At 63.5% G+C, this 20,111-nt stretch carries 21 protein-coding genes; 13 read left to right on the top strand and 8 right to left on the bottom strand.

Annotated features, from left to right (window positions below; genetic code table 11):
• Position 1: 1 nt before the first annotated feature.
• The 5 genes from ugpC to EN807_RS24805 are packed head-to-tail and all read left to right on the top strand — an operon-like array spanning position 2 to position 4,085.
• Positions 2–1,099, top strand: coding sequence for a sn-glycerol-3-phosphate ABC transporter ATP-binding protein UgpC (gene ugpC / locus EN807_RS24825; RefSeq protein ID WP_135937047.1), 1,098 nt, complete (start codon positions 2–4; stop codon positions 1,097–1,099).
• 4 nt (positions 1,100–1,103) lie between these two features.
• Positions 1,104–2,216 (top strand): mandelate racemase/muconate lactonizing enzyme family protein, encoded by a 1,113-nt coding sequence (locus EN807_RS24820; protein ID WP_135937046.1) that lies wholly within the window; start codon positions 1,104–1,106, stop codon positions 2,214–2,216.
• A 10-nt stretch (positions 2,217–2,226) separates the two neighbouring features.
• Positions 2,227–2,556: an L-rhamnose mutarotase gene (locus tag EN807_RS24815; RefSeq protein WP_127313955.1), complete on the top strand. Its 330-nt coding sequence runs from the start codon at positions 2,227–2,229 to the stop codon at positions 2,554–2,556.
• Entirely contained in the window at positions 2,549–3,625 is a 1,077-nt protein-coding gene (locus EN807_RS24810) for a Gfo/Idh/MocA family oxidoreductase (RefSeq protein ID WP_135937045.1), read from the top strand. The genes EN807_RS24815 and EN807_RS24810 overlap by 8 nt, the downstream gene beginning before the upstream one ends.
• Before the next feature lies 1 nt (position 3,626).
• Positions 3,627–4,085 (top strand): MaoC/PaaZ C-terminal domain-containing protein, encoded by a 459-nt coding sequence (locus EN807_RS24805; RefSeq protein WP_135937044.1) that lies wholly within the window; start codon positions 3,627–3,629, stop codon positions 4,083–4,085.
• Between the two features lie 204 nt (positions 4,086–4,289).
• On the opposite strand, the gene EN807_RS24800 is transcribed toward EN807_RS24805, so the two are convergent.
• From EN807_RS24800 to EN807_RS24790, 3 genes are all read right to left on the bottom strand, one after another.
• Positions 4,290–5,384 carry an LLM class flavin-dependent oxidoreductase gene (locus EN807_RS24800; protein ID WP_135937168.1) on the bottom strand — a complete coding sequence of 365 codons (1,095 nt, stop codon included), beginning with the start codon at positions 5,382–5,384 and terminating at the stop codon, positions 4,290–4,292.
• A 67-nt stretch (positions 5,385–5,451) separates the two neighbouring features.
• The gene (locus tag EN807_RS24795) at positions 5,452–6,105 is read right to left on the bottom strand and encodes a PQQ-binding-like beta-propeller repeat protein (RefSeq protein WP_135937043.1); all 654 of its coding nucleotides are present in this window, start codon (positions 6,103–6,105) and stop codon (positions 5,452–5,454) included.
• Positions 6,106–6,145: 40 nt separating this feature from the next.
• Positions 6,146–7,366 carry a helix-turn-helix domain-containing protein gene (locus EN807_RS24790; protein ID WP_135937042.1) on the bottom strand — a complete coding sequence of 407 codons (1,221 nt, stop codon included), beginning with the start codon at positions 7,364–7,366 and terminating at the stop codon, positions 6,146–6,148.
• 133 nt (positions 7,367–7,499) lie between these two features.
• Here EN807_RS24790 and EN807_RS24785 point away from each other — a divergent pair, with 133 nt between their 5' ends.
• Entirely contained in the window at positions 7,500–8,270 is a 771-nt protein-coding gene (locus EN807_RS24785) for a DUF899 domain-containing protein (RefSeq protein ID WP_135937041.1), read from the top strand.
• Between the two features lie 37 nt (positions 8,271–8,307).
• On the top strand, positions 8,308–8,577 hold the full coding sequence (locus EN807_RS24780; RefSeq protein WP_246684344.1) for a hypothetical protein: 270 nt from the start codon (positions 8,308–8,310) through the stop codon (positions 8,575–8,577).
• Positions 8,578–8,616: 39 nt separating this feature from the next.
• Here the strand turns inward: EN807_RS24780 and EN807_RS24775 are convergent, their stop codons facing one another.
• From EN807_RS24775 to ehuB, 5 genes are read right to left on the bottom strand one after another with little or no spacing between them, the layout of a single operon-like run.
• Positions 8,617–9,339 (bottom strand): GntR family transcriptional regulator, encoded by a 723-nt coding sequence (locus EN807_RS24775; protein ID WP_065006322.1) that lies wholly within the window; start codon positions 9,337–9,339, stop codon positions 8,617–8,619.
• Positions 9,336–10,115: an ectoine/hydroxyectoine ABC transporter ATP-binding protein EhuA gene (gene ehuA / locus EN807_RS24770; RefSeq protein WP_065006323.1), complete on the bottom strand. Its 780-nt coding sequence runs from the start codon at positions 10,113–10,115 to the stop codon at positions 9,336–9,338. Before ehuA ends, EN807_RS24775 begins: the two co-directional genes overlap by 4 nt.
• Entirely contained in the window at positions 10,112–10,771 is a 660-nt protein-coding gene (ehuD, locus tag EN807_RS24765) for an ectoine/hydroxyectoine ABC transporter permease subunit EhuD (protein WP_135937039.1), read from the bottom strand. The genes ehuA and ehuD overlap by 4 nt, the downstream gene beginning before the upstream one ends.
• Positions 10,768–11,496, bottom strand: coding sequence for an ectoine/hydroxyectoine ABC transporter permease subunit EhuC (gene ehuC, locus EN807_RS24760; RefSeq protein WP_065006325.1), 729 nt, complete (start codon positions 11,494–11,496; stop codon positions 10,768–10,770). The genes ehuD and ehuC overlap by 4 nt, the downstream gene beginning before the upstream one ends.
• A gap of 56 nt (positions 11,497–11,552) precedes the next feature.
• Entirely contained in the window at positions 11,553–12,422 is an 870-nt protein-coding gene (ehuB, locus tag EN807_RS24755; RefSeq protein WP_065006326.1) for an ectoine/hydroxyectoine ABC transporter substrate-binding protein EhuB, read from the bottom strand.
• A gap of 292 nt (positions 12,423–12,714) precedes the next feature.
• On the opposite strand from ehuB, the gene EN807_RS24750 reads away from it, so the two are divergent.
• From EN807_RS24750 to EN807_RS24725, 6 genes are all read left to right on the top strand, one after another.
• The gene (locus EN807_RS24750; protein ID WP_246684341.1) at positions 12,715–13,857 is read left to right on the top strand and encodes a M24 family metallopeptidase; all 1,143 of its coding nucleotides are present in this window, start codon (positions 12,715–12,717) and stop codon (positions 13,855–13,857) included.
• Positions 13,858–13,924: 67 nt separating this feature from the next.
• Positions 13,925–15,073 carry a Xaa-Pro peptidase family protein gene (locus EN807_RS24745; protein ID WP_135937037.1) on the top strand — a complete coding sequence of 383 codons (1,149 nt, stop codon included), beginning with the start codon at positions 13,925–13,927 and terminating at the stop codon, positions 15,071–15,073.
• 10 nt (positions 15,074–15,083) lie between these two features.
• The gene (locus EN807_RS24740; protein WP_065006328.1) at positions 15,084–16,340 is read left to right on the top strand and encodes a sarcosine oxidase subunit beta family protein; all 1,257 of its coding nucleotides are present in this window, start codon (positions 15,084–15,086) and stop codon (positions 16,338–16,340) included.
• Between the two features lie 15 nt (positions 16,341–16,355).
• Positions 16,356–16,652, top strand: coding sequence for a sarcosine oxidase subunit delta (locus EN807_RS24735; protein ID WP_065006329.1), 297 nt, complete (start codon positions 16,356–16,358; stop codon positions 16,650–16,652).
• Complete coding sequence (locus tag EN807_RS24730; protein WP_065006330.1) at positions 16,649–19,603, top strand: sarcosine oxidase subunit alpha family protein; 2,955 nt, start codon at positions 16,649–16,651, stop codon at positions 19,601–19,603. Before EN807_RS24735 ends, EN807_RS24730 begins: the two co-directional genes overlap by 4 nt.
• Positions 19,596–20,093 carry a sarcosine oxidase subunit gamma gene (locus EN807_RS24725; protein ID WP_065006331.1) on the top strand — a complete coding sequence of 166 codons (498 nt, stop codon included), beginning with the start codon at positions 19,596–19,598 and terminating at the stop codon, positions 20,091–20,093. Before EN807_RS24730 ends, EN807_RS24725 begins: the two co-directional genes overlap by 8 nt.
• The last annotated feature ends 18 nt before the right edge of the window (positions 20,094–20,111 follow it).

Genomic DNA, 20,111 nt, shown 5'->3' with positions numbered 1-20,111 from the left:
CATGGCAACCGTATCCCTCAAGAAACTCACCAAAAGCTATGGCCCGGTGGCCGTGGTCTACGGCATCGACCTCGACGTCGCCGACCGCGAGTTCATCGCGCTGGTCGGTCCGTCCGGCTGCGGCAAGTCGACGACCTTGCGCATGATCGCCGGCCTTGAGGACATCAGCGACGGGACCATCGAGATCGGCGGCCGCAAGGTCAACGACCTGCCGCCGCGCTCGCGCAACATCTCGATGGTGTTCCAGTCCTATGCGCTCTATCCGCACATGACGGTGCGCGAGAACCTCGGCTTCTCGCTGAAGATCGCGGAGGCCGCGAAAGCGGAGATGGACCGCCGCGTCGCCGAGGCATCGGCCATCCTCGGCCTTGACCAGTTGCTCGACCGGAGGCCGTCACAGCTGTCGGGCGGCCAACGCCAGCGCGTCGCCATGGGCCGCGCCATCGTGCGCGAACCCGACGTCTTCCTGTTCGACGAGCCGCTTTCCAATCTCGACGCCAAGCTTCGCACGCAGATGCGCACCGAGATCAAGAAGCTGCACGCCAAGGTCCAGTCGACGGTGATCTACGTCACCCATGACCAGGTCGAGGCGATGACGCTCGCCGACCGCATCGTCATCATGCGCGACGGCTTCATCGAGCAGGTCGGCCCGCCCGACGAAGTCTTCCGCCGGCCACAGACGCGCTTCGTTGCCGGCTTCATCGGCTCGCCGCCGATGAATCTGCACGAGGCAGCCATCGACGACGGACAATTGCTGTTCGCCAGCGGCGAGAGGCTGCCTCTGCCCAGCCAGTTCAAGGCCAATGTCGGAACCGGCGACAAGGTCGTCTTCGGCCTCAGGCCCGATGACATCTATCCGACGGGACACGGCATCAGTTCGGGCGAAGACATTGACGTCCATCAGCTGGAATTGCCGGTGACCGTCACCGAACCGCTCGGCAACGAGACGCTGGTGTTCGCCGAATTCAACGGCAGCGACTGGGTATCGCGCATGCTCAACCCGAAACCGCTCAAGGCCGGTGACCGGGTTAAGATGAGCCTGGACTTGTCGCAGGCCCATTTGTTTTCTGCTGAAACGGGTAAGACATTGCGAGGTTAACGTCATGGCAAAGATCGAAAAAGTCGAACTGCGCATCGTCGACCTGGTGCCGAAGGTCAAGCGCACCGATGCGATCCAGAGTTTTGTCAGCCAGGAAACGCCGATCGTCACCATCACCGACGCCGACGGCGCGGTCGGCACCGGCTACAGCTACACGATCGGCACCGGCGGCTCCTCGGTGATGCGGCTCTTGGCCGACCATCTCGCGCCGCGACTGATCGGCCGCGACGCCGACATGATCGAGGCGATCTGGCACGAGCTCGAATTCGCCACCCACGCCACGACGATCGGCGCGATCACCGCGATCGCGCTGGCGGCCATCGATACAGCACTTTGGGATCTGCGGGCGAAGAAGCAAAATCTGCCGCTGTGGAAGCTGGCCGGCGGCGCCAAGGACCGCTGCCCGCTCTACACGACCGAAGGCGGCTGGCTGCATATCGAGACCGAAGCGCTGGTCGAGGACGCGCTGGCCGCCAAGGCCAAGGGTTTTCGCGGTTCGAAGGTCAAGATCGGCAAGCCGCACGGCTCCGAGGATCTCGCCCGGCTGACCGCGGTGCGCCAGGCGGTCGGCTCGTCCTACGAGATCATGACCGACTGCAACCAGGGCTTTTCGGTCGACGAGGCGATCCGCCGGGCGGAGCGCTTGCGCGACCTCGACCTCGCCTGGATCGAGGAGCCGCTGCCGGCCGACGACATTGACGGTCATGTGCGGCTGTCGAATGCGACGTCGACGCCGATCGCCATCGGCGAGTCGCTCTATTCGATCCGGCATTTCCGCGAATATATGCAAAAAGGCGGCTGCTCGATCGTCCAGGTCGATGTCGGCCGCATCGGCGGCATCACGCCCTGGCTGAAGGTGGCGCATGCGGCCGAGGCGTTCGACATCCCGGTCTGCCCGCATTTCCTGATGGAACTGCATGTCAGCCTGACCTGCGCCATTCAGAACGGCCGATATGTCGAGTATATTCCCCAGCTCGACGAGCTGACGGCCAAGAAAATGCGCATCGAGGACGGGCACGCGCTGGCGCCGGACGAGCCCGGCATCGGCATCGACTGGGACTGGGATGCGGTGAAGGCGAAGAGCATCGCGGAATTCACGACCGACATAATGAAATAGGGAGCCGAATATGCAGCGGATGGGAATGGTGCTCGGCCTCAAGCCGGAAAAGGTCGCCGAGTATGTACGGCTTCACGCTGCCGTCTGGCCTGACGTGCTGGCCATGATTTCCGCCTGCAACATCAAGAACTATTCGATCTACCTCAAAGAGCCGGAGCACCTGCTGTTCAGTTATTTCGAATATCATGGCACCGACTATGCCGCCGACATGGCGAAGATGGCCGCCGATCCCAAGACGCAGGAATGGTGGGCGCTGTGCATGCCTTGCCAGGAGCCGCTGCCGACCCGCGGGGAAGGCGAGTGGTGGGCATCGATGGACGAAGTCTTCCATCATGACTGATGGCGATTTCGAACCCACGTCGCTTTCCCAGTCCTGGGCGAAGCCATCGAAGCCGAGGCCGATCGTGATTTTCGGCGCCGGGTCGATCGTCGGCGACGCGCATTTCCCGGCCTATGGGAAAGCCGGTTTCCCGGTCGCTGGGCTTTTCGATCCCGACCATGCCAAGGCGGAAAGACTGGCGCAGAAATGGGGCGTCACCGCTTACCGGTCGGTCGAGGAAGCCGCGGCAAACAGGGACGTCGTCTTCGATCTGGCGACACCGCCGGCTCATCATGCCGGCGTGCTCAAGGCATTGCCTGACGGTGCGGTGGCGCTGATCCAGAAGCCGATGGGCAGCGACCTCACCGAGGCCACCGAAATTCTCGAAATCTGCCGCTCCAAAAAACTGAAGGCGGCGGTGAACTTCCAGCTCCGCTTCGCGCCGATGATGCTGGCGCTGAAGGATGCGATCGCTAGAGGCTGGCTCGGCGAAGTGGTCGATTTCGACGCATGGCTGGCGCTTGCCACACCTTGGCAACTGTGGGAGTTCCTGTTGAAGGCGCCGCGCGTCGAGATCGCGATGCATTCGATCCATTACCTCGACCTGATCCGGCAATTGCTCGGCGATCCCAGGGGCGTTCACGCCAAGACGCTCGGCCATCCCGGCCACAAGGTTGCGCAAACGCGCACCAGCGCGATCCTCGACTATGGCGACACAGTGCGCTGCGCGTTGTCGATCAATCACGATCATAAATTTGGCCGAAAATACCAGGCTTGCGAGTTCCGCGTCTGCGGCACCGAGGGCGCCGCCTATCTCAAACTCGGGCTCAATCTCGACTATCCGCGCGGCGAGCCTGATATTCTTGAAATCTATCCGAAGGGCGGCTCGGACTGGGTTACGGTGCCGCTCGTCGGCGAATGGTTTCCCAACGCCTTCGTGGGCCGCATGGCCAATGTCCAGCGCTACGCATCAGGCGAGGACACCGAGCTCGTCAGTTCCGTCGAGGACGCCTGGAACACGATGGCGCTGGTCGAAGCCGCCTACCAATCGAGTGCGGCGCCGGCAACACCGATCGCGGCGAGGCCCTGACATGGAGCAGACTGTCTATTTCGAAGACTACCAGATCGGTTCGTCGCGCATGACCAGCGGGCGCACCATCACCGAGACCGACTTCGTCGTTCATGCCGGCCATACCGGCGATTTTTTTCCCCATCACATGGACGCCGAATTCATGAAGACGACGCCGTTCGGCCAGCGCATCGCGCATGGCACGCTGGTCTTTTCGGTCGGCGTCGGACTGACGGCAAGCGTCGTCAATCCAGTCGCCTTCTCCTATGGCTACGACAGGTTGCGTTTCATCAAGCCGGTGTTCATCGGCGACACGATCAAGACCCGCACCACCATCTCGGTCAAGGAGGACGACCCGAAGCGGCCAGATTCGGGCCGGGTCATCGAGCGCTGCGAGGTGATCAACCAGCATGGCGAAGTGGTCCTGGCGGCCGACCACATCTACATCGTCGAGCGTCGCGACAAGCCCAAGCAGGGCTGAGCCGGTCATCCGCCACCGTGCACGTGGCCAAAACTCTTCAATGCGTAGTCCCTAGACGGTTGACCGGAGTCGCTGCGTTGGCGCAAGCAGCGAAGGGGCTTGGTGCTGAGTGGACCGTCGCATACTCCGACGCGAGGCTGGCGACCGAGTCCGCCTTGCGTCGTCTGCTGGAAGGCGCGCGGATTTGAATGGCGGCCGCTGGCATCAATTTACGCGAAGCCCGGCCTGGCGCATCAGCGGCAGCACGCGGTCGCAGAAGAAGGGCAATTCGTAGGTGTAGTTGACGAATGTGAGGGCGGCGCCGGAATAACCCTGGTCCATGATTTTGGTGAGATCGTCTACGATCTTTTCCGGCGTGCCGATAAGCGGAAACGTTCCAGCACCGCCGGCGAACCTTTGCCGATATTCGGTGAAGGCCTTCGCGTCATGCGAGTTCGCGAATTCCTTCTTCTTGCGCATATGTTCGTCGACCGCGCCCTCGTCCGCGCATTCAAGCGCGTAATGCCGGTAATAGTCCTCGGCTTCCTGCTGGGTCTCTCGGCAGACGACGTGGCAGACCGTATAGACGCCGACTTCGCGTCCGACCTCCGCCGCCCGATTGGTGATGTCGACAACATGCGCGCGGCCATCGGCAATTTCGGAAAAAGTCGAAAACAAATAGTCGCAGTGGCGCGCCGCATAGTTGCGCCCCGGCGCGCCGAAGGCGGCGTTCATGGTTACAGGGCGTGGCGCCTGCAGGCTTGCCGGGCGGCTGACGACCCCTTTCAGATCATAGAACTCGCCGCCGAAGTCGAACGGCTCCCTGGACTGGTAGGCACGCTCGATGATGTCGATCCATTCCTCGGCCTGATCGTAGGTCCGGTCGCCGACCGTCTGCCCGAACATGGCGAACTCGTCCGGGTTCCAGCCGCAGACAATGTTCAGACCGGCACGCCCGTTGGAGATGTGGTCGACCGTCGCCAGCGCTTTTGCAGCCTGCAGCGGATGAACCAGCGGCACATGCACGGTCATGAACAGACCGATGTCCTCCGTAGCGACGGCGAGACCCGCCGCCCAGGTGAAAGTCTCGAACGACCACTCCCGCACATGCGTCAAACCGCCGAAGCCGCGCCAGCGCGCGATCGGCAGCAGAAACTCCAGGCCGGCGCGATCGGCGATGCAGGCAGCATTGAGGTTGTCTTCCCAGCGGGCGCGCCAGCGCTCTGGAACGGTGGTCATTGCCAGGCCGCCATCGGCGTTCATCGAGAAGACGCCGAGCTTGAACCTGTTCGGTCCTTTCAGCGGATGCTGCTTTCTGATCATGATTTTCCCTGCCGCGGGACGCTCTCAGCTTCATCGTCGAACTGTTGCAACGGTGGGCTCAGCTTCATGAACCGCTCCTCGGAGCTCGCCTGGGCCGGCGGATGGCTCTCACCTTGCCGCTGTTTCCACCGCCGCAGAAGAACTGATCGCCACCATCGGACTCGAGCCCCGAGACGCCTTGTCCAGGCGGCATCTCGAGCTTCTCCAGGACCTTTCCCGTTTCAGGATCTATCCGCCTGACATCGCTCTCGTCACCTTCCCAGGTGCCGTGCCAGAGTTCGCCGTCGATCCAGGTGACCCCTGTGACGATACGGTTGGAATCGATTGTGCGAAGAACTGCCCCTGTCTGCGGGTCGATCTGATGGATTTTGCGACCGCGATTCTGCCCCACCCAAAGTGTTCCTTCGGCCCAGGCGAGCCCGGAGTCGCCGCCACCACCTGGCGCCGGAATCGTGGCGAGCACGCGGCCGGTGTTGGGATCGATCTTCTGGATGCGATCTTCGGCGATCTGAAACAGGTGCTGACCGTCGAAGGCTGTTCCTGCGTGGGCGGCGACGTCGATCGCGCGCACCACCTTCCCGCTCGCAGGATCCAAGGCGTTCAGCCTGTCTCCGGACGCAAACCAGACGTGCTGACCATCGAACGTAACCCCAGCCACCTGATCGACACCCGGAAAGGGTCCATATTCGCGGAGGACTTCGGCTGCAGATCGTTTCATGCTTCTCCTCCAGGCTCAGATCTGTTGAATCGTCCCGACACTAGTAACCCGACAGCGAGCCGGGGAGTAACAAGATTGTCGGGAATCCCGGCACGGGCGGTGTCATCCAACGGCGCGCTCGCCCGCGACCGAACGACTGCACCTTGCCTGCTGCCGCAAGCTGCTCGAGCGAGCGCTGCACAGTGCGCGAGCTGGCTCCGAGCGCAATTGCGAGCGCCGAGCTCGACCACGACTCGCCGTCGGCGAGGAAAGCGAGCACCGCTGCATGCTGCTCGTCGACGGGCGGCGCCAGAACCACCACATCGCGTGGGCGGCGCGGCTTAAGCGCAAAGCCTCGCTTGGTCGCGCTCACATCCGTCAGTGACCGCAGCTCCACGCGAAGCCGACCGACTTCGACCCGCAACCGCGCGCGATGTGATTCATCGGCGTGCTTGCCGCCGAAGGCGCGTGCGACGAGCGTGCTCCTCGGCACATCCGCGGGCCAGGCTTCGCCCAGCGTGCGGGCAAGCGCAAACAAGACCGGGCGCGTCGCGAGCGAGACGATCATGCCGGCGTCCCGCACGACATTGCGGCAGGCGTCGACGACGAGGGCCCCAGACGCAAGCAGCGCTTCGACCTCCTCAAGCAGGAGCGGGCGCTCCTCACCACGAGCGATCAGGCGCGCCGCGGGCGTGTTCATCACGAGGGATGCGCCTTCAACCTCGGCCGTCAGCGCGGGAATGTCCGCCTGGCCCGCGGCGTGCTCTGCCCGCGCGAGCGCAGCGCGCGCCGCCTTGGTCCGGAGGCGGCGAATTGCGATCCCCGCAATCACCAGCTCGTGGGCGGCCCTCGACGCGGGTGGGAGCGTTTTGGGATCGAACCCGACTAGCCTGCTCTCGGCCTCATCGAGGCGTCCGATCAGGAGCAGGCGCCGAGCCTCGAGGTTGCACGCATGCGCGGCATTGACGTGGTCGCCGTGCTTTTCAAGCGTCGACCGCGCGGCGTCGAGTGCCTTTGCCGGCCAGCCAAGGTCGCGCGAGACGAGCGCGATCTCGGCTTCGGCGACGACGCACCTCGCGCGAGCCACGGCTTCTTTCGGACCGAAGGCGCGCGCAGCACTTTTGAGGAGAGCCTTTGCTCGAACGAGATCGCCGAGCTGCGCCATCGCGATGCCGCGCAGCGCAAGCGCAGGCGCATCGTCACGCAGGGCGACCCGCTTCAAAGCGCCGAGAGGGTCACCCGTCGCAAGGGCGCGCGCCGCAGCGGTGATCAGCGAGTCCATCGGAATCCCGTCACATTTGTAACTCTCATCATTCGATGTCCGGTCCTAATCTATCTCAGGACCAACAGCCAGCGCGCTGTATCGAAACGCGCCGTATCGAAAACGGTGCGAACATCGAGGAAGGAGACGAACGATGCCGACACACAGATCCGGAACACGTGAGGAGTGGCTGGCGGCGCGGCTTGATCTGCTCAAGGCGGAGAAGGAGCTCACGCGACAAAGCGATGAGGTGGCGCGGCGGCGGCAGGAATTGCCTTGGGTTCGGATCGACAAGGATTACCGATTCGAGACCGACGAAGGCAGCGCATCTCTGGCAGACCTTTTCAGCGGACGCTCGCAGCTCCTCGTCTACCACTTCATGTTCGGGCCCGATTACACGGCGGGCTGTCCGGCCTGCTCGGCGATTGCGGACGGATTCGACGGCTTCGTCGTCCACCTGGCCAACCACGACGTCACGCTTTCGGCGGTATCTCGGGCATCGCTCGCGAAGCTGCAGGCGTACAAGCGGCGGATGGGATGGACGTTCCCCTGGGCGTCCTCACACGGCGGCGACTTCAATTTCGACTTCGACGTTTCGTTCACCGAGGAGCAGCAGCGCGAGGAAGGCATCGAATACAACTATGTCCGCGAGGCGCCTCTCGCCGAGATACCCTCGCGTACGACTGCCGACGGCTCCGCGACGTTCGCTGCAATGAGCGGAACAGACATGGCCACGTACACACGCGAGAGGCCGGGCATGAGCGCGTTCGTGATCGAGGACGGCGTCGTCTACCACGCTTATTCCACCTATGCGCGCGGATTGGACGGCCTCTGGGGCATGTATCAGTGGCTCGACCGCGCGCCCCGAGGGCGTAACGAAACGGGCGTGTGGTGGCGCCGCCACGACGAGTATGGCCAGGGCTGACATCTCGATGACACTCCACCCCAACCACACGCAGAAGATGCCGCCAGCAGACAGCGGATCTGCCCCAAGCGACAATGTCGCTGGCCGCGGCGCGGCCGACTGGCTATCCCTGGCGGCCGCGCCAGCATTCGCAATCATGGCGCTGCTGACGGCCGGTACCGGTGATGCGGGCATGATCTGCTCGGCCGCGCAAGATGCGTCACCGCTGAGTGGAATGGTCGTGATGTACTTGCTGATGAGCGCCTTCCATTCGGCGCCTTGGCTGAAGCTGGTCGCCAGCCGACGAAGCGCTGTCCGCCGGTCGTGATCCGGCGTTCGCCGATCAAGCGGCGACTTCGCGCAGCCCCTATGTGGCGATATTGGCCTCGCCTGCATGACGCATCATGCGGCGAAAGCTCATTGAGATATGAGCTCGTCTTATGTGCCCGATGGACTCCCAGTCGCCGATCTCGGCGGCGGCAAGGACCTCTTCCATTTCGCGGCGGAACGCAGTGAACTCCTCCACAAGGCCCAACTGCGGCATCATCTTCAGGACGACGCGTGCAACTTGAAAATACAGGCGCTCGCTGATCTCGCGCAGCGGCTGGTTGCCGGTCATCGCGGTGAGCTCATAGAAAAAATCCATGTTGAGGCGCAGGAAAGCGCGCTGATCGGGATTGAGCACATCGGAATCGCAGCGCGCAATGAGTGCCCTTATCCGGTCAAGATCGTCCGCCGTGCGCGGGATCGGCGAAAGCTTGCCGACGAGGAGCGCCAGTTCCAGGCGCAAGTGATAGACCTGCTGCAATTCCTCGATGTCGACGTCGGTGACGATCGTGCCGACACCATGGACGGATTGAACCAGCCCCTCGGATTCGAGGCGCGCCAGGACACGCCGAACCGGCGTGCGGCTGATCTGGAATTCCTGGGCAAGTTCTTCCTCGGAGAGATGGCTGCCCGGCGCGTAGTCGAGCAGGCAGATACGGTCGCGCAGTATCCGGTAGATACGCTCGAACCGCTCCCGCGCCGAGAGCGGGCGCGGCGGCGCGGCGGTCACGGCTATGGGCGTGGCATCCGTCTCAAGCGTCATCCGGCCTCCAGGACAGCGTGCAGGAACTGCCGCGTCCGCTCGTTCTTGGGGGCGCCGAACAACTCGCTTGGCGGCCCCTGCTCGCAGATCTTGCCGGCATGGAAAAAGCAGACGCGATCGGAGAATTCCTTGGCAAATCCCATCTGGTGGGTGACCATCAGCATGGTGAGGTCATGTTCCCTACCGAGTTTTCGGATGACTTCAAGCACTTCGCCGACGAGTTCGGGGTCGAGTGCCGATGTCACCTCATCGAACAGCATGATCTTGGGCCGCATGGCGCAAGCGCGGGCGATGGCGACGCGCTGCTGCTGGCCGCCGGAAAGCTGCGAGGGATAGTGGTCCTTCTTCTCCGACAAACCGACCATGTCGAGCAACTCGGCCGCACGCGCCTCGGCATCGGCCCGCTTCATGCCGAGCACGGTTATCGGGGCCTCTATGCAGTTCTGCATCGCCGTCATGTGCGGGAACAGGTTGAACGATTGGAACACCATGCCGATCTTGGCGCGGATCTTGCGGATGTGCGCGAGGTCGGCGGGAACAAGCTTGCCGTTCCTCTCCATGTGGGTGAGCGGCTCGCCTTCGACCCAGATGACACCGTCATTGATCGTCTCCAGCGTCATCAGCATGCGCAGCACCGTGGTCTTGCCGGAACCTGACGGGCCGATGATCGAGACCTTTTCGCCGCGTGCTATTTCCAGATTGAGCCCGTCGAGAACGGTCAGCGCGCCGTAGCGTTTCGAAACATTGTCGAAGCGGACCATCGGTTGTTCCATCATCGCATGGTCCTCCGGTTGAGCAGGCCTTCGAGGGAGCGAATGAGCGCGGCAGAAACCAGGCTCATGGCAAGGAAGAACAGGCCGACCAGCGTCATCGGCTCAGTGTAGCGGAAGGTTTCGGAGCCGATGATCTTCGCCGTCTGCATCAGCTCCAGTACGGCGATTGCGGAAAGCAATGGCGTCTCCTTGAACAAGGCAACCAGATAGTTGCCGAGTGCCGGAACGATCGGCGGAATCGCCTGCGGAATGATGATGTCGCGGAACGTCGTCCAGGCCGACAGATTGAGCGCGACCGAGGCTTCCCACTGGCCGCGATGGATGTTGTCGAAACCGGCGCGATAGACCTCGGAACAATAGGCAGCGTAGTGGATGCCGATGGCAAGCACCCCGGCGGTGAAGGCGTCGAGCACGACGCCGAATTTCGGAAAGACGAAATAGAGAAAGAATATCTGGATCAGCAGCGGGGTCGCACGGATCAGTTCGACCAGCACCGAAATCGTCCAGCCGGTCCACGGCACGGCGATGCGCACGACCGCCAGCACCAGGCCAAGCGAGGCGGCAAGCGCAAAGCCGATCAGCGTCGCCTCGATGGAGACGATGGCAGCGTGGGCGAGCACCGGCAGGATTTCAAAAGCAAATGCCCAGTCCCAGATCATGCTGCCTTCCCCCGCGCCAGTCCGAGCGAAGCCCGCCTTTCGAGAAGCCGCATGCCGATGGTCACAACCAGCGACATTGCCAAGTACATCAGAAGGACGAGGGTGAAGATCGGAATGGTCTTAAACGTGTTCTGATTCATTTGCTGCGCCTTGAAGGCGAGGTCCGAGAGCGTGATCAGCGAGACCAGCGCTGTCGATTTCAAAAGCTCGATGAACAGGTTGCCCCAAGGCGGAATCATGGCGACGAAAGCCTGCGGCAGGATGATCCGGCGCAACATCTGGGGGCGGCTCATGTTCAATGCGGTACACGCCTCCCATTGGCCGCGGGCGACGGACTGGATCGCGCCGCGCACGACTTCCGATCCGTAAGCTCCAACGTTCAGGCCGAGCGCCAGAACGGCAACCAGAAATGCGTTGAGCGTGACACCGAATTGCGGAAGCACGAAAAACAGCCAAAACAATTGCACCAGCGCCGAGGTGCCGCGGAAGATCTCGACATAGACCGTGGCCAGCCATCTGAGCGGCGCCGGGCCATACATCCTTGCCAGCGCCGCCAGCACCCCCATGACTATTGCCAGCAGGCTGCCGAGGATGGCGATCTCGACGGTCAGGACCGCGCCTTGCAGCAGTCCCGGCATAAACACTTTATAAGATTCCTGTGTTGCCAAGGCACCGATCACGACAAGCGCGACGACCAGCATGGCAAAGAGCGTACGGATTCCCATGCGGATTCCCCCAGGAAAAAAGGGGCGGCGCTTTCGCGCCGCCAGCAGTTGGGAACCTATTTGCCCGCGCAAAGCTCCGCAGTTGTCTTGTTCGGGAGGTAGTCCTTGCCGAAGCCGAGCGGCTCGACCAGCGCGATATGCTCCGGCGAACCGAGGAACGTCTTCAGCTCGGCGTTGAACGCCTCCTGCAGATCGGTATCTTCCTTGCGGAAGCCGAAGCCGCCATGGCCTTTCACCGATTTTCCGGCAACCTCGCCGAAGGGCTTGGTCGATTCGACGCCGTCGGCCTTCTTGGCCATGTCGGCGATCGAAAGAGCGGTCAGCGCAGCAGCATCGGCGCGGCCCGACTGGACGGCCGCGACCAGGCTGGACTGGTCGGGCAAGGCGACGATCTGCCCTTGGGCGACGCCTGCGTCCTTGGCATAGCCGCCCTCGACGGCGCCGGCCATCACGGCGAGCTTGAGATCCGGGTTGTCCTTGATGCTGGCAAAGTCCTTCACGCCCTTCGGATTGCCTTTTGCCACCAGCATGGCCTGACCGATGCCGTAGGACGGCTCGGAGAAGTTGATCTCGGCGCAGCGCTTCGGATTGATGAACATGCCAGCGGCGATGATATCGAAGCGGCCGGCCTTGAGACCCGGAATGAGCGAACCGAATTCGGTCAGCACGCCGTCAACCTGCGCGATGCCCATCTTGGCGAGCACCGCCTTGGCAACTTCCGGCGCTTCGCCGGTCAGCTTGCCGTCAGGCGTGGCGTAACCGAATGGCGCTTCGTTGGCGAAGCCGACGCGGATGTAGCCGTCCTTCTTGGCCCGTTCGAGGGTGGTTTCCGCATGAGCGGGCAACGAGGTCAATGACGTGGCGGCAAGCGCGAGGCAGGCGGCGGCTTTGACGACCATGCGGCGCGATATCGATGATTTGAGCATGCTTTTCTCCCATTGAACAACTGATGAATGGTTCCCAGGATGCGTCTTCTTCGAGATCGACACCCGCTTGGCAAGACGTATACAACTGCCCTAGACATCGTGCAAGCGAAGATATAAAAACGCTATGAACTCGGTGATAATTCATGGTCAAACAACAAATTATCGCCTAGTTGTGCACAATTTGAGAAAGTTGCCCCGTGTGAAAAGGGCAAAACAGCGTACCGGTAGGCGAGATTTCGGTGGCGAGCGCGAGCGGTTTCGGGACTTCACGCAAGCGGAGTATGCGCAGCGTCTGACCGGCGTGAAGAGACGCATGGAGAAGGCCGGCTTCGACCTCATCGTCTGTCAGGATCCCGCCAACATGTGCTGGCTTACCGGATATGACGGATGGTCGTTCTATGTTCCGCAATGCGTGGTCGTCCATCTGGAGGAAGACCGGCCGATCTGGTTCGGCAGGGCGCAGGACGCCAAGAGCGCACGCCTGACCACCGGCCTGCCGGAGACGAACATCGTGCCGTTCTCGGAACGGCTGGTGCAGCAGCCCGTCGAACATCCCTATGACGAACTCGCCCTGCTGATCCGGTCTCGTGGCTGGGGAAACGCCCGCATCGGCGTGGAGACGGACGCGCATTATTACACCGCGCGCTGCCATGCCCATCTCGTCAGCGGGCTGCCTGACGCGCACTTCGCCAACAACCACGATCTCGTCAACTGGGCGCGGCTGGTCAAATCCGAAGCCGAGCTGGTGCTGATCCGCGAGGCCGGTGCGATCTGCACGCACGCCATGAACCGCGCCATCGAAAAAATGCGGCCCGGCGTGCCCCAGAACCATGTCATTGCGGAAATCTATCACGCACAGGTCATGGGCGTGCCTGGAGCGGGCGGCGACTATGCGGCGATCTGTCCGCTGATGCCCATCGGCGAGGGCACCAGCACGCCGCATCTGACCTGGTCCGACGCACCGCTGCCTGACAGCGGCCTCGCCATTCTGGAGATCGCCGGGGTGCGGCGGCGCTATCATGCGGCGCTGACGCGGACCGTACATTTCGGCAAGCCGCCGCAAGCCATCCTCGACATGGCCAAGGCGATCGTCGAGGGCGTCGACGCCGGCCTCGAGAAGGCGCGCCCCGGCTACACCGCCGAAGAGGTGGAAGCCGCCTGGCAGGCAGTCTTGAGGAACAACGGGCTGAAGAAGGAAAGCCGCGTCGGCTATCCGGTCGGGCTCGCCTACCCGCCCGATTGGGGCGAACGCACCGCAAGTCTTCGCCCCGGCGACACCACCGAGATGCAGACCGGGATGTGCTTCCATTTCATGGCCGGCGTTTGGCTCGACGATTTCGGCATCGCCATCTCGGAATCCTTCGTTGTCACGGATCGCGGCGGCGAACGCCTCTGCGACGTGGCGCGCCAACTCATCGTCATCGACGGGCCATGAGGACGGGAAGCCGGAACTGACGAAAGATCATGCCGGCAACGAACCGGCAACCAGATGAGGACGCCTGATGGACCGTAATCCGTTTTCCGAAGCCGAAATCGCCGGGCGCCTTGTCAGGGTGCGCACGGCGCTGGCCGAGCGCGAGCTCGACGCGGCGGTCTTTGCTTCGCCGGAGAACGTCTTCTACCTCACCGGGCTCGATCACTGGGGATATTTTGCCCCTCATCTGCTGATCGTCCCGCTCGAAGGAAAACCTGTTCTGGTCACCCGCTCGATGGAAAAGGTGACGATCGAGAAACAGGTGACGGCAGCGGAATTCCGCGGCCATTCCGACAGCGAAACGGCGGCCGATCTTGCCGCGCGGATGCTTGCGGAACTCAGCCTGTCCGGCAAGCGGATCGGCCTCGAATACTGGACGGCTGGGCTCAGCCATGGGCTTGCCATCGCACTCCAGACGCAGGCCGATGCCAGATGGAGCGATGTCTCCGGCCTGATCGACAGGATGCGGCGGGTGAAGAGCGCAGAGGAACAGGCGCTGATGCGTCAAGCGGCACAAGTGACTGACGCCGCCGCAACCGCCGCGATTGCGGCGATCTCGGACGGCGCCTCCGAACAGGAGGTCGCGGCCCAATGCGTTGCGGCGATGATCCGCACCGGCGGTCATGCTCCGGGCTTCGGACCTTTCATCCGCCCGGCCGCGCGCCTGGGCGAAGAGCACACGACATGGGGCGACGGGATTTACCGCAGGGGCGAGCCGGTCTTCGTCGAACTGTCCGGCTGCATCTCGCGTTATCACGCGCCGCTCGGCCGGCTCGTTCGCATCGGCTATATCAGCGACGAAGATGCCGCGATGGCGGAAGTGACCGCCAAGGCGTTCGATGCCGTCGTCAAGGCACTCAGGCCCGGCGCCAGAGCGCGCGACATCTACGCCGCCTGGCAGGCCGTCGCCGACGAGGCCGGTCTTTACCACTATCGCCGCCATCACTGCGGCTACCTCGTCGGCGCCGGCCAGCCGCCATCATGGACCGGCGGCAATTCGGTGACCGGCTTGAGGCACGATTCCGACCTAAAGATCGAGACGGGGATGAGCTTCCATATCCTGTCGTGGCTGATGGGCACCGGTCGCGGCGATGACTTTGTCTCCAACACCGTACTTCTGACGGATGCGGGCGCCGAAGTGCTCACCCGCACGCCGGCCGGTCCGATCGTTCGATAGGCCCGCACGCATGGCGCGCTACTCGGCATTTTCGATTTTCCGCAACGCGCTGTCCGGCCAGAAGAACTGGCAGCGCGCCTGGCGGGCAGCGGAGCCAAAACCCTCCTACGACGTGATCGTCATCGGCGGCGGTGGACATGGCCTCGCTACCGCCTTCTACCTCGCAGAGAACCACGGCATCCGCAATGTCGCGGTGCTCGAAAAAGGCTATATCGGCGGCGGCAATGTCGGCCGCAACACCACCGTCATCCGCTCCAACTACCTGCTCGACGGCAACACCCAGTTCTACGAATTCTCGATGAAGCTCTGGGAGAACATGTCGCGGGCGCTGAATTTCAACGTCATGTTCTCGCAGCGCGGCCAGCTCGTCACGGCGCATTCGGCCGATCAGCTCGACGGCTTCAGCCACCGCGCCAATGTCATGCGACTGAATGGCATCGATGCCGATATCCTCGATCGCGACGACGTGCGCCGTCTCGTGCCCTATCTCGATTTTTCCGACACCGCCCGCTTTCCGATCCATGGCGCTATCTTCCAGGGCCGGGCCGGCACGGCGCGCCACGACGCCGTCGCCTGGGGCTATGCGCGCGCCGCGGACGGCCATGGCATCGACATTATCCAGAACTGCGAAGTGACAGGCTTCCTCCGCGACGGCGACAGGATCGTCGGCGTCGAGACGACGAAAGGCCGGACCGGCGCCGGCAAGATCGGCCTCGCTGTTGCCGGTCATACATCCGTGCTCGGTGCCAAGGCCGGCCTTGAACTGCCGATCGAAAGCCACGTCCTGCAGGCCTTCGTCACCGAACCGCTGAAGCCGTTGGTAGACCATGTCGTCGCCTATGGCGCCGACCATTTCTATGTCAGCCAGTCGGACAAGGGCGGGCTGGTCTTCGGCGGCAATCTCGACGGCTACAATTCCTACGCCCAGCGCGGCAACCTCGCCGTCGTGCGCGAGGTGGCGGAGGCGGCGATCGCGCTGATGCCGTGCATTTCGCGGGTCCGTCTGCTGCGCCATTGGGGCGGCGTCATGGATATGACGCCCGATGCCAGCCCGATCATCTGCCCGACGCAGATCGAGGGCCTCTATCTCAACGGCGGCTGGTGCTATGGCGGCTTCAAGGCGACGCCGGCTTCCGGCTGGTGCTTCGCCCACACGATCGCCACCGGCAAGCCGCATCCTTTGGTCGCAGCCTACGGGCTCGATCGTTTCCGCACCGGCCACACGCTCGATGAGGCTGGCGCCGGCCCTTCAGCCTGGCTGCAATAGGAGGCGGAAGACAAAATGCTGCGCATCGAATGCCCCTGCTGTGGTCCGCGCGACCATGACGAGTTCCGCTACGGCGGCGATGCCTCGGTCACGCGTCCGGCCCACGACGATCCCGATCCGGAGGCCTGGTACCGTTACGTCTATGTCAGGGCAAACCCGGCGGGCCTGCACCGCGAGTTCTGGCACCACGTGATCGGTTGCCGCCAATGGCTGGTGGTCGAACGCGACACGCGCAACCACGCCATCGCATCCGTCGACCTCGCCAGGAAATTGTCGGCCAGGAAATTACCAGTCAGGAAATCACCGGCATGAGTTCGAACCACAAGCGGCTGGCGATGGGTGGCCGTATCGACCGCGAGCAGCCGGTCGATTTTACCTTCGACGGCCGGAAGCTGGCTGGATATCGCGGCGACACGCTCGCGTCCGCACTGCTCGCCAATGGCGTCACCCTGGTCGGGCGCAGCTTCAAATATCATCGTCCGCGCGGCATCTTTTCCGCCGGGCCCGAGGAGCCGAACGCGCTGGTTACGCAGGGAATCGCAGGCAGGCGCCAGCCGAACCTGCCGGCAACGACGCTGGAACTCGCAGACGGCATGATCGTGGAAAGCCAGAACCGCTGGCCCGCGCTCGCCTTTGACGTGCAAAGCGTCAATGGCCTGTTCGCGCCGTTCCTTTCGGCCGGCTTCTACTACAAGACCTTCATGGGCCCGACGCGCCGCGCCTGGATGTTCTACGAGCATTTTATTCGCAAGGCGGCCGGGCTCGGCAGAGCCGGCACCGACCCTGATCCCGACCGCTACGACATCAGTCATTCCTTTGCCGATGTCGCAATCATCGGCGGCGGCCCGGCGGGATTGTCGGCGGCGCGCGCTGCCGCAGCGGCGGGCGCGCGGGTCGTGCTGATCGAACAGGATTTCCTGCTCGGCGGCCAGCTTCTGGCGGAGCCGTCCGACAGCGCAGCGGCCGTATGGTTGAGACAGGCCGAGGCCGAGCTGGAGAGCTCCGAAACCGTCACCCTGATGAAGCGGACAACCGCATTCGGCATCTATGACGGAAATGTCATCGGACTGGTCGAGCAACGCGACCCAACCGATCCGCAGCCAGCCGGCGAAGTGCTGCAGACATTCACCATGCTTCGCGCTCCCTCGATCGTTTTCGCCACCGGCGCCATCGAGCGACCAATGGTCTTCTCGAACAACGACCGGCCCGGCGTCATGCTTGCCTCGGCCGCCCGTACCTATCTCAACCGTTTCGCCGTCCTGCCCGGCAAGACAATAATCGTCGCCACCAGTAATGACGGCGCTTGGCGCGCCGCCTTCGACCTTGCCGATGCCGGCGCGGAGGTAACGGTTGCCGATCTGCGTGCAGCGCCGCCCGCCGCACTTGCCGCAGAAGCCGCACGGCTCGGCGTGGTGGTGCGGGCCGCAACGCGCATTGTCGACCTGCGCGGCGGCCATGCCGTCAGGCGTGTAACGCTCGACGGACCGGACGGCCAGTCCGAGGCCGCCTGCGACCTGGTCTGCGTGTCCGGTGGCTGGTCGCCAACCGTGCATCTCACCTCGCACCTCGGCGTCAAACCTCAATACCGCGACGACATTGGCGGCTTCGTACCGGGCGCGTTTCCGGCGGACCGGTTCGGCGCCGGCTCGATGATGGGAAATTATTCGACCGCCGATGCCATCGAGGACGGTCATCGTGCCGGCATCAAAGCAGCATCGTTCTGCGGCGAGTCGGCGCCGGTGCCCGCTCCGTCCAAACTCGATCTCCGCGAGACCGCCACAGCCCCGCTTCGCGAAATCCCTTCTCTCGGACGTGGAAAGGCCTTCGTCGATTTCCAGATGGACGTGACGACCGGCGATATCGAGCTCGCCCATCGCGAGGGTTACGAATCGGTCGAGCACCTGAAGCGCTACACTACGCTCGGCATGGGCACCGACCAGGGCAAGACCAGCAACTTTCCGGCGCTTGCCGCGATGGCTACCCTGCGCAACGCGACGATCCCCGAGACCGGCGCTACGACCTTTCGACCGCCCTACACGCCGGTCGCCCTCGGCGCGCTCGCCGGACGCGCCATCGGCCTTCATTTCAAGCCGATCCGCCGCACGCCGATGCTTGCCTGGCACATGGCGAACGGCGCCGAGATGCTGGAGGTCGGGCTCTGGATGCGGCCCTATTTCTACAGGCAATCCGGTCGCGACGTGAACGAAGCCTATGTTGCCGAAATGCGGAATGTGCGCCAGGCGGCGGGCCTGATGGACATCTCCACCCTCGGCAAGATCTACGTCCAGGGCCCGGACGCGGCGATTTTCCTCGATCGCGTCTACGCCAACGGTTTTGCCAAACTGCCCGTAGGCCGCGCCCGTTACGGCGTCATCCTGCGCGACGACGGCATCGTCTTCGACGACGGCACCACGACGCGGCTGGCGGAGAACCGGTTCTTCATGACAACCTCGACCGCCAAGGCCGCCGACGTGCTGTCGCGTCTCGAATTCCTGCTCGATACGGCCTGGCCGGATTTGCGCGTAGCCGTGACCTCGGTGAGCGATGAATGGGCGGCGATGTCGGTTGCCGGACCGAAAAGCCGGGCAATTCTGAGTGCGGCGTTTCCCACTCTCGACGTTTCTGACGCGGCGCTTGCGCATATGGGATTGCTGGAAAGCGAATGGGAGAGCCATGCGCTCCGCATCCTGCGTCTCAGTTATTCCGGCGAGCGCGCCTACGAGATCTATGTTGGCGCAACTGCCGGTGAACAGCTCTGGACCCACCTGCTCGAAGCCGGCAGGCCGTTCGACCTGAAGCCTTACGGCGTCGAGGCGCTTGGCGCGCTGCGCGTCGAAAGGGGCCATGTCGCCGGACCTGAAATCGATGGGCGCACGACGCTCGACGATCTTGGCCTCGGCCGCATGGCGGGCAAGCGTACCGGCTTCGTCGGCGACGTGCTGCGACGGCGCCCCGCCTTCCAGGCGCCCGACCGCCAGCGCCTGGTCGGACTGGAATGCATTGAGGAGGGAAAACGCCTTCGCGGTGGCGCCATCCTGTTTCTGCCGGGCGAGAAACCCTATGGCCACGGGCACGGGCGCGTTACCTCCGTCACCTTCAGCCCAGAACGCGGCCACTATGTCGGGCTGGCCTTGCTTGCCGGCGATGTCGCTAGCGAAGGAAGCGAGGTCGTGGCCGTCTATCCGATGAAAGCCGAAACGGTCCGTGCCCGAATCGTCTCGCCGGGATTCCTCGATCCGCAGGGGGAGCGACTGCATGGCTAGCCCGGATTTCAGTCTGTCCCTCGCCGATTGCCCGCTTATCCAGGTCGAGGGCTGGGACGGGACGCTGGGGCAATTCGAATCGAGCCTCTCGGCATCGCTCGGCACCAAGCTTCCAGCCTTGGTCGGAGAGACGGTTCGCCACAAAGGTCTCCTCGTCATCCGCGTCGCGCCTCGCCGTCTTTGGCTGGCTCTCGACGACGGTATTGAAGCGCCTTCGCTTGCCGTCGACCCGGATCTCGGCTGTTCGGTTTCTCTCGGCGAGGGTCGCGTGCGTTTCAGCATGGCCGGGGCGGACATCGCACGGGTTCTCTCCAGATGCATCGCCGTAGACTGGCGCGCGCCGGCGGCCGCCCCGGGCCGCGCCGTGCTGACATCCTTGCATCATGTTCCCGTGCTCTTCCTGCGCACCGGCGAGACCGCAGGCGAACTCATCGTGCCGCGAAGTTTTTCGCGAAGCCTCTCGGACTGGATTGCCGGATGGGATTGCTGACGCCTGCGGGTTGGGAAA

The organism is Mesorhizobium sp. M5C.F.Ca.ET.164.01.1.1, assembly GCF_004792125.1.
GTDB classification, from domain to species: domain Bacteria; phylum Pseudomonadota; class Alphaproteobacteria; order Rhizobiales; family Rhizobiaceae; genus Mesorhizobium; species Mesorhizobium wenxiniae.
Note: the sequence above shows the minus strand (reverse complement) of the source record. Positions and strands in the feature narration are given on the sequence as shown.

Coding starts and splice junctions, on each gene's coding strand:
- ugpC (WP_135937047.1), top strand. CDS start 2: ATGGCAACCGTATCCCTCAAGAAACTCACCAAAAGCTATGGCCCGGTG.
- EN807_RS24820 (WP_135937046.1), top strand. CDS start 1,104: ATGGCAAAGATCGAAAAAGTCGAACTGCGCATCGTCGACCTGGTGCCG.
- EN807_RS24815 (WP_127313955.1), top strand. CDS start 2,227: ATGCAGCGGATGGGAATGGTGCTCGGCCTCAAGCCGGAAAAGGTCGCC.
- EN807_RS24810 (WP_135937045.1), top strand. CDS start 2,549: ATGACTGATGGCGATTTCGAACCCACGTCGCTTTCCCAGTCCTGGGCG.
- EN807_RS24805 (WP_135937044.1), top strand. CDS start 3,627: ATGGAGCAGACTGTCTATTTCGAAGACTACCAGATCGGTTCGTCGCGC.
- EN807_RS24795 (WP_135937043.1), bottom strand. CDS start 6,105: ATGAAACGATCTGCAGCCGAAGTCCTCCGCGAATATGGACCCTTTCCG.
- EN807_RS24790 (WP_135937042.1), bottom strand. CDS start 7,366: ATGGACTCGCTGATCACCGCTGCGGCGCGCGCCCTTGCGACGGGTGAC.
- EN807_RS24785 (WP_135937041.1), top strand. CDS start 7,500: ATGCCGACACACAGATCCGGAACACGTGAGGAGTGGCTGGCGGCGCGG.
- EN807_RS24780 (WP_246684344.1), top strand. CDS start 8,308: ATGCCGCCAGCAGACAGCGGATCTGCCCCAAGCGACAATGTCGCTGGC.
- EN807_RS24775 (WP_065006322.1), bottom strand. CDS start 9,339: ATGACGCTTGAGACGGATGCCACGCCCATAGCCGTGACCGCCGCGCCG.
- ehuA (WP_065006323.1), bottom strand. CDS start 10,115: ATGATGGAACAACCGATGGTCCGCTTCGACAATGTTTCGAAACGCTAC.
- ehuD (WP_135937039.1), bottom strand. CDS start 10,771: ATGATCTGGGACTGGGCATTTGCTTTTGAAATCCTGCCGGTGCTCGCC.
- ehuC (WP_065006325.1), bottom strand. CDS start 11,496: ATGGGAATCCGTACGCTCTTTGCCATGCTGGTCGTCGCGCTTGTCGTG.
- ehuB (WP_065006326.1), bottom strand. CDS start 12,422: ATGCTCAAATCATCGATATCGCGCCGCATGGTCGTCAAAGCCGCCGCC.
- EN807_RS24745 (WP_135937037.1), top strand. CDS start 13,925: ATGGACCGTAATCCGTTTTCCGAAGCCGAAATCGCCGGGCGCCTTGTC.
- EN807_RS24740 (WP_065006328.1), top strand. CDS start 15,084: ATGGCGCGCTACTCGGCATTTTCGATTTTCCGCAACGCGCTGTCCGGC.
- EN807_RS24735 (WP_065006329.1), top strand. CDS start 16,356: ATGCTGCGCATCGAATGCCCCTGCTGTGGTCCGCGCGACCATGACGAG.
- EN807_RS24730 (WP_065006330.1), top strand. CDS start 16,649: ATGAGTTCGAACCACAAGCGGCTGGCGATGGGTGGCCGTATCGACCGC.
- EN807_RS24725 (WP_065006331.1), top strand. CDS start 19,596: ATGGCTAGCCCGGATTTCAGTCTGTCCCTCGCCGATTGCCCGCTTATC.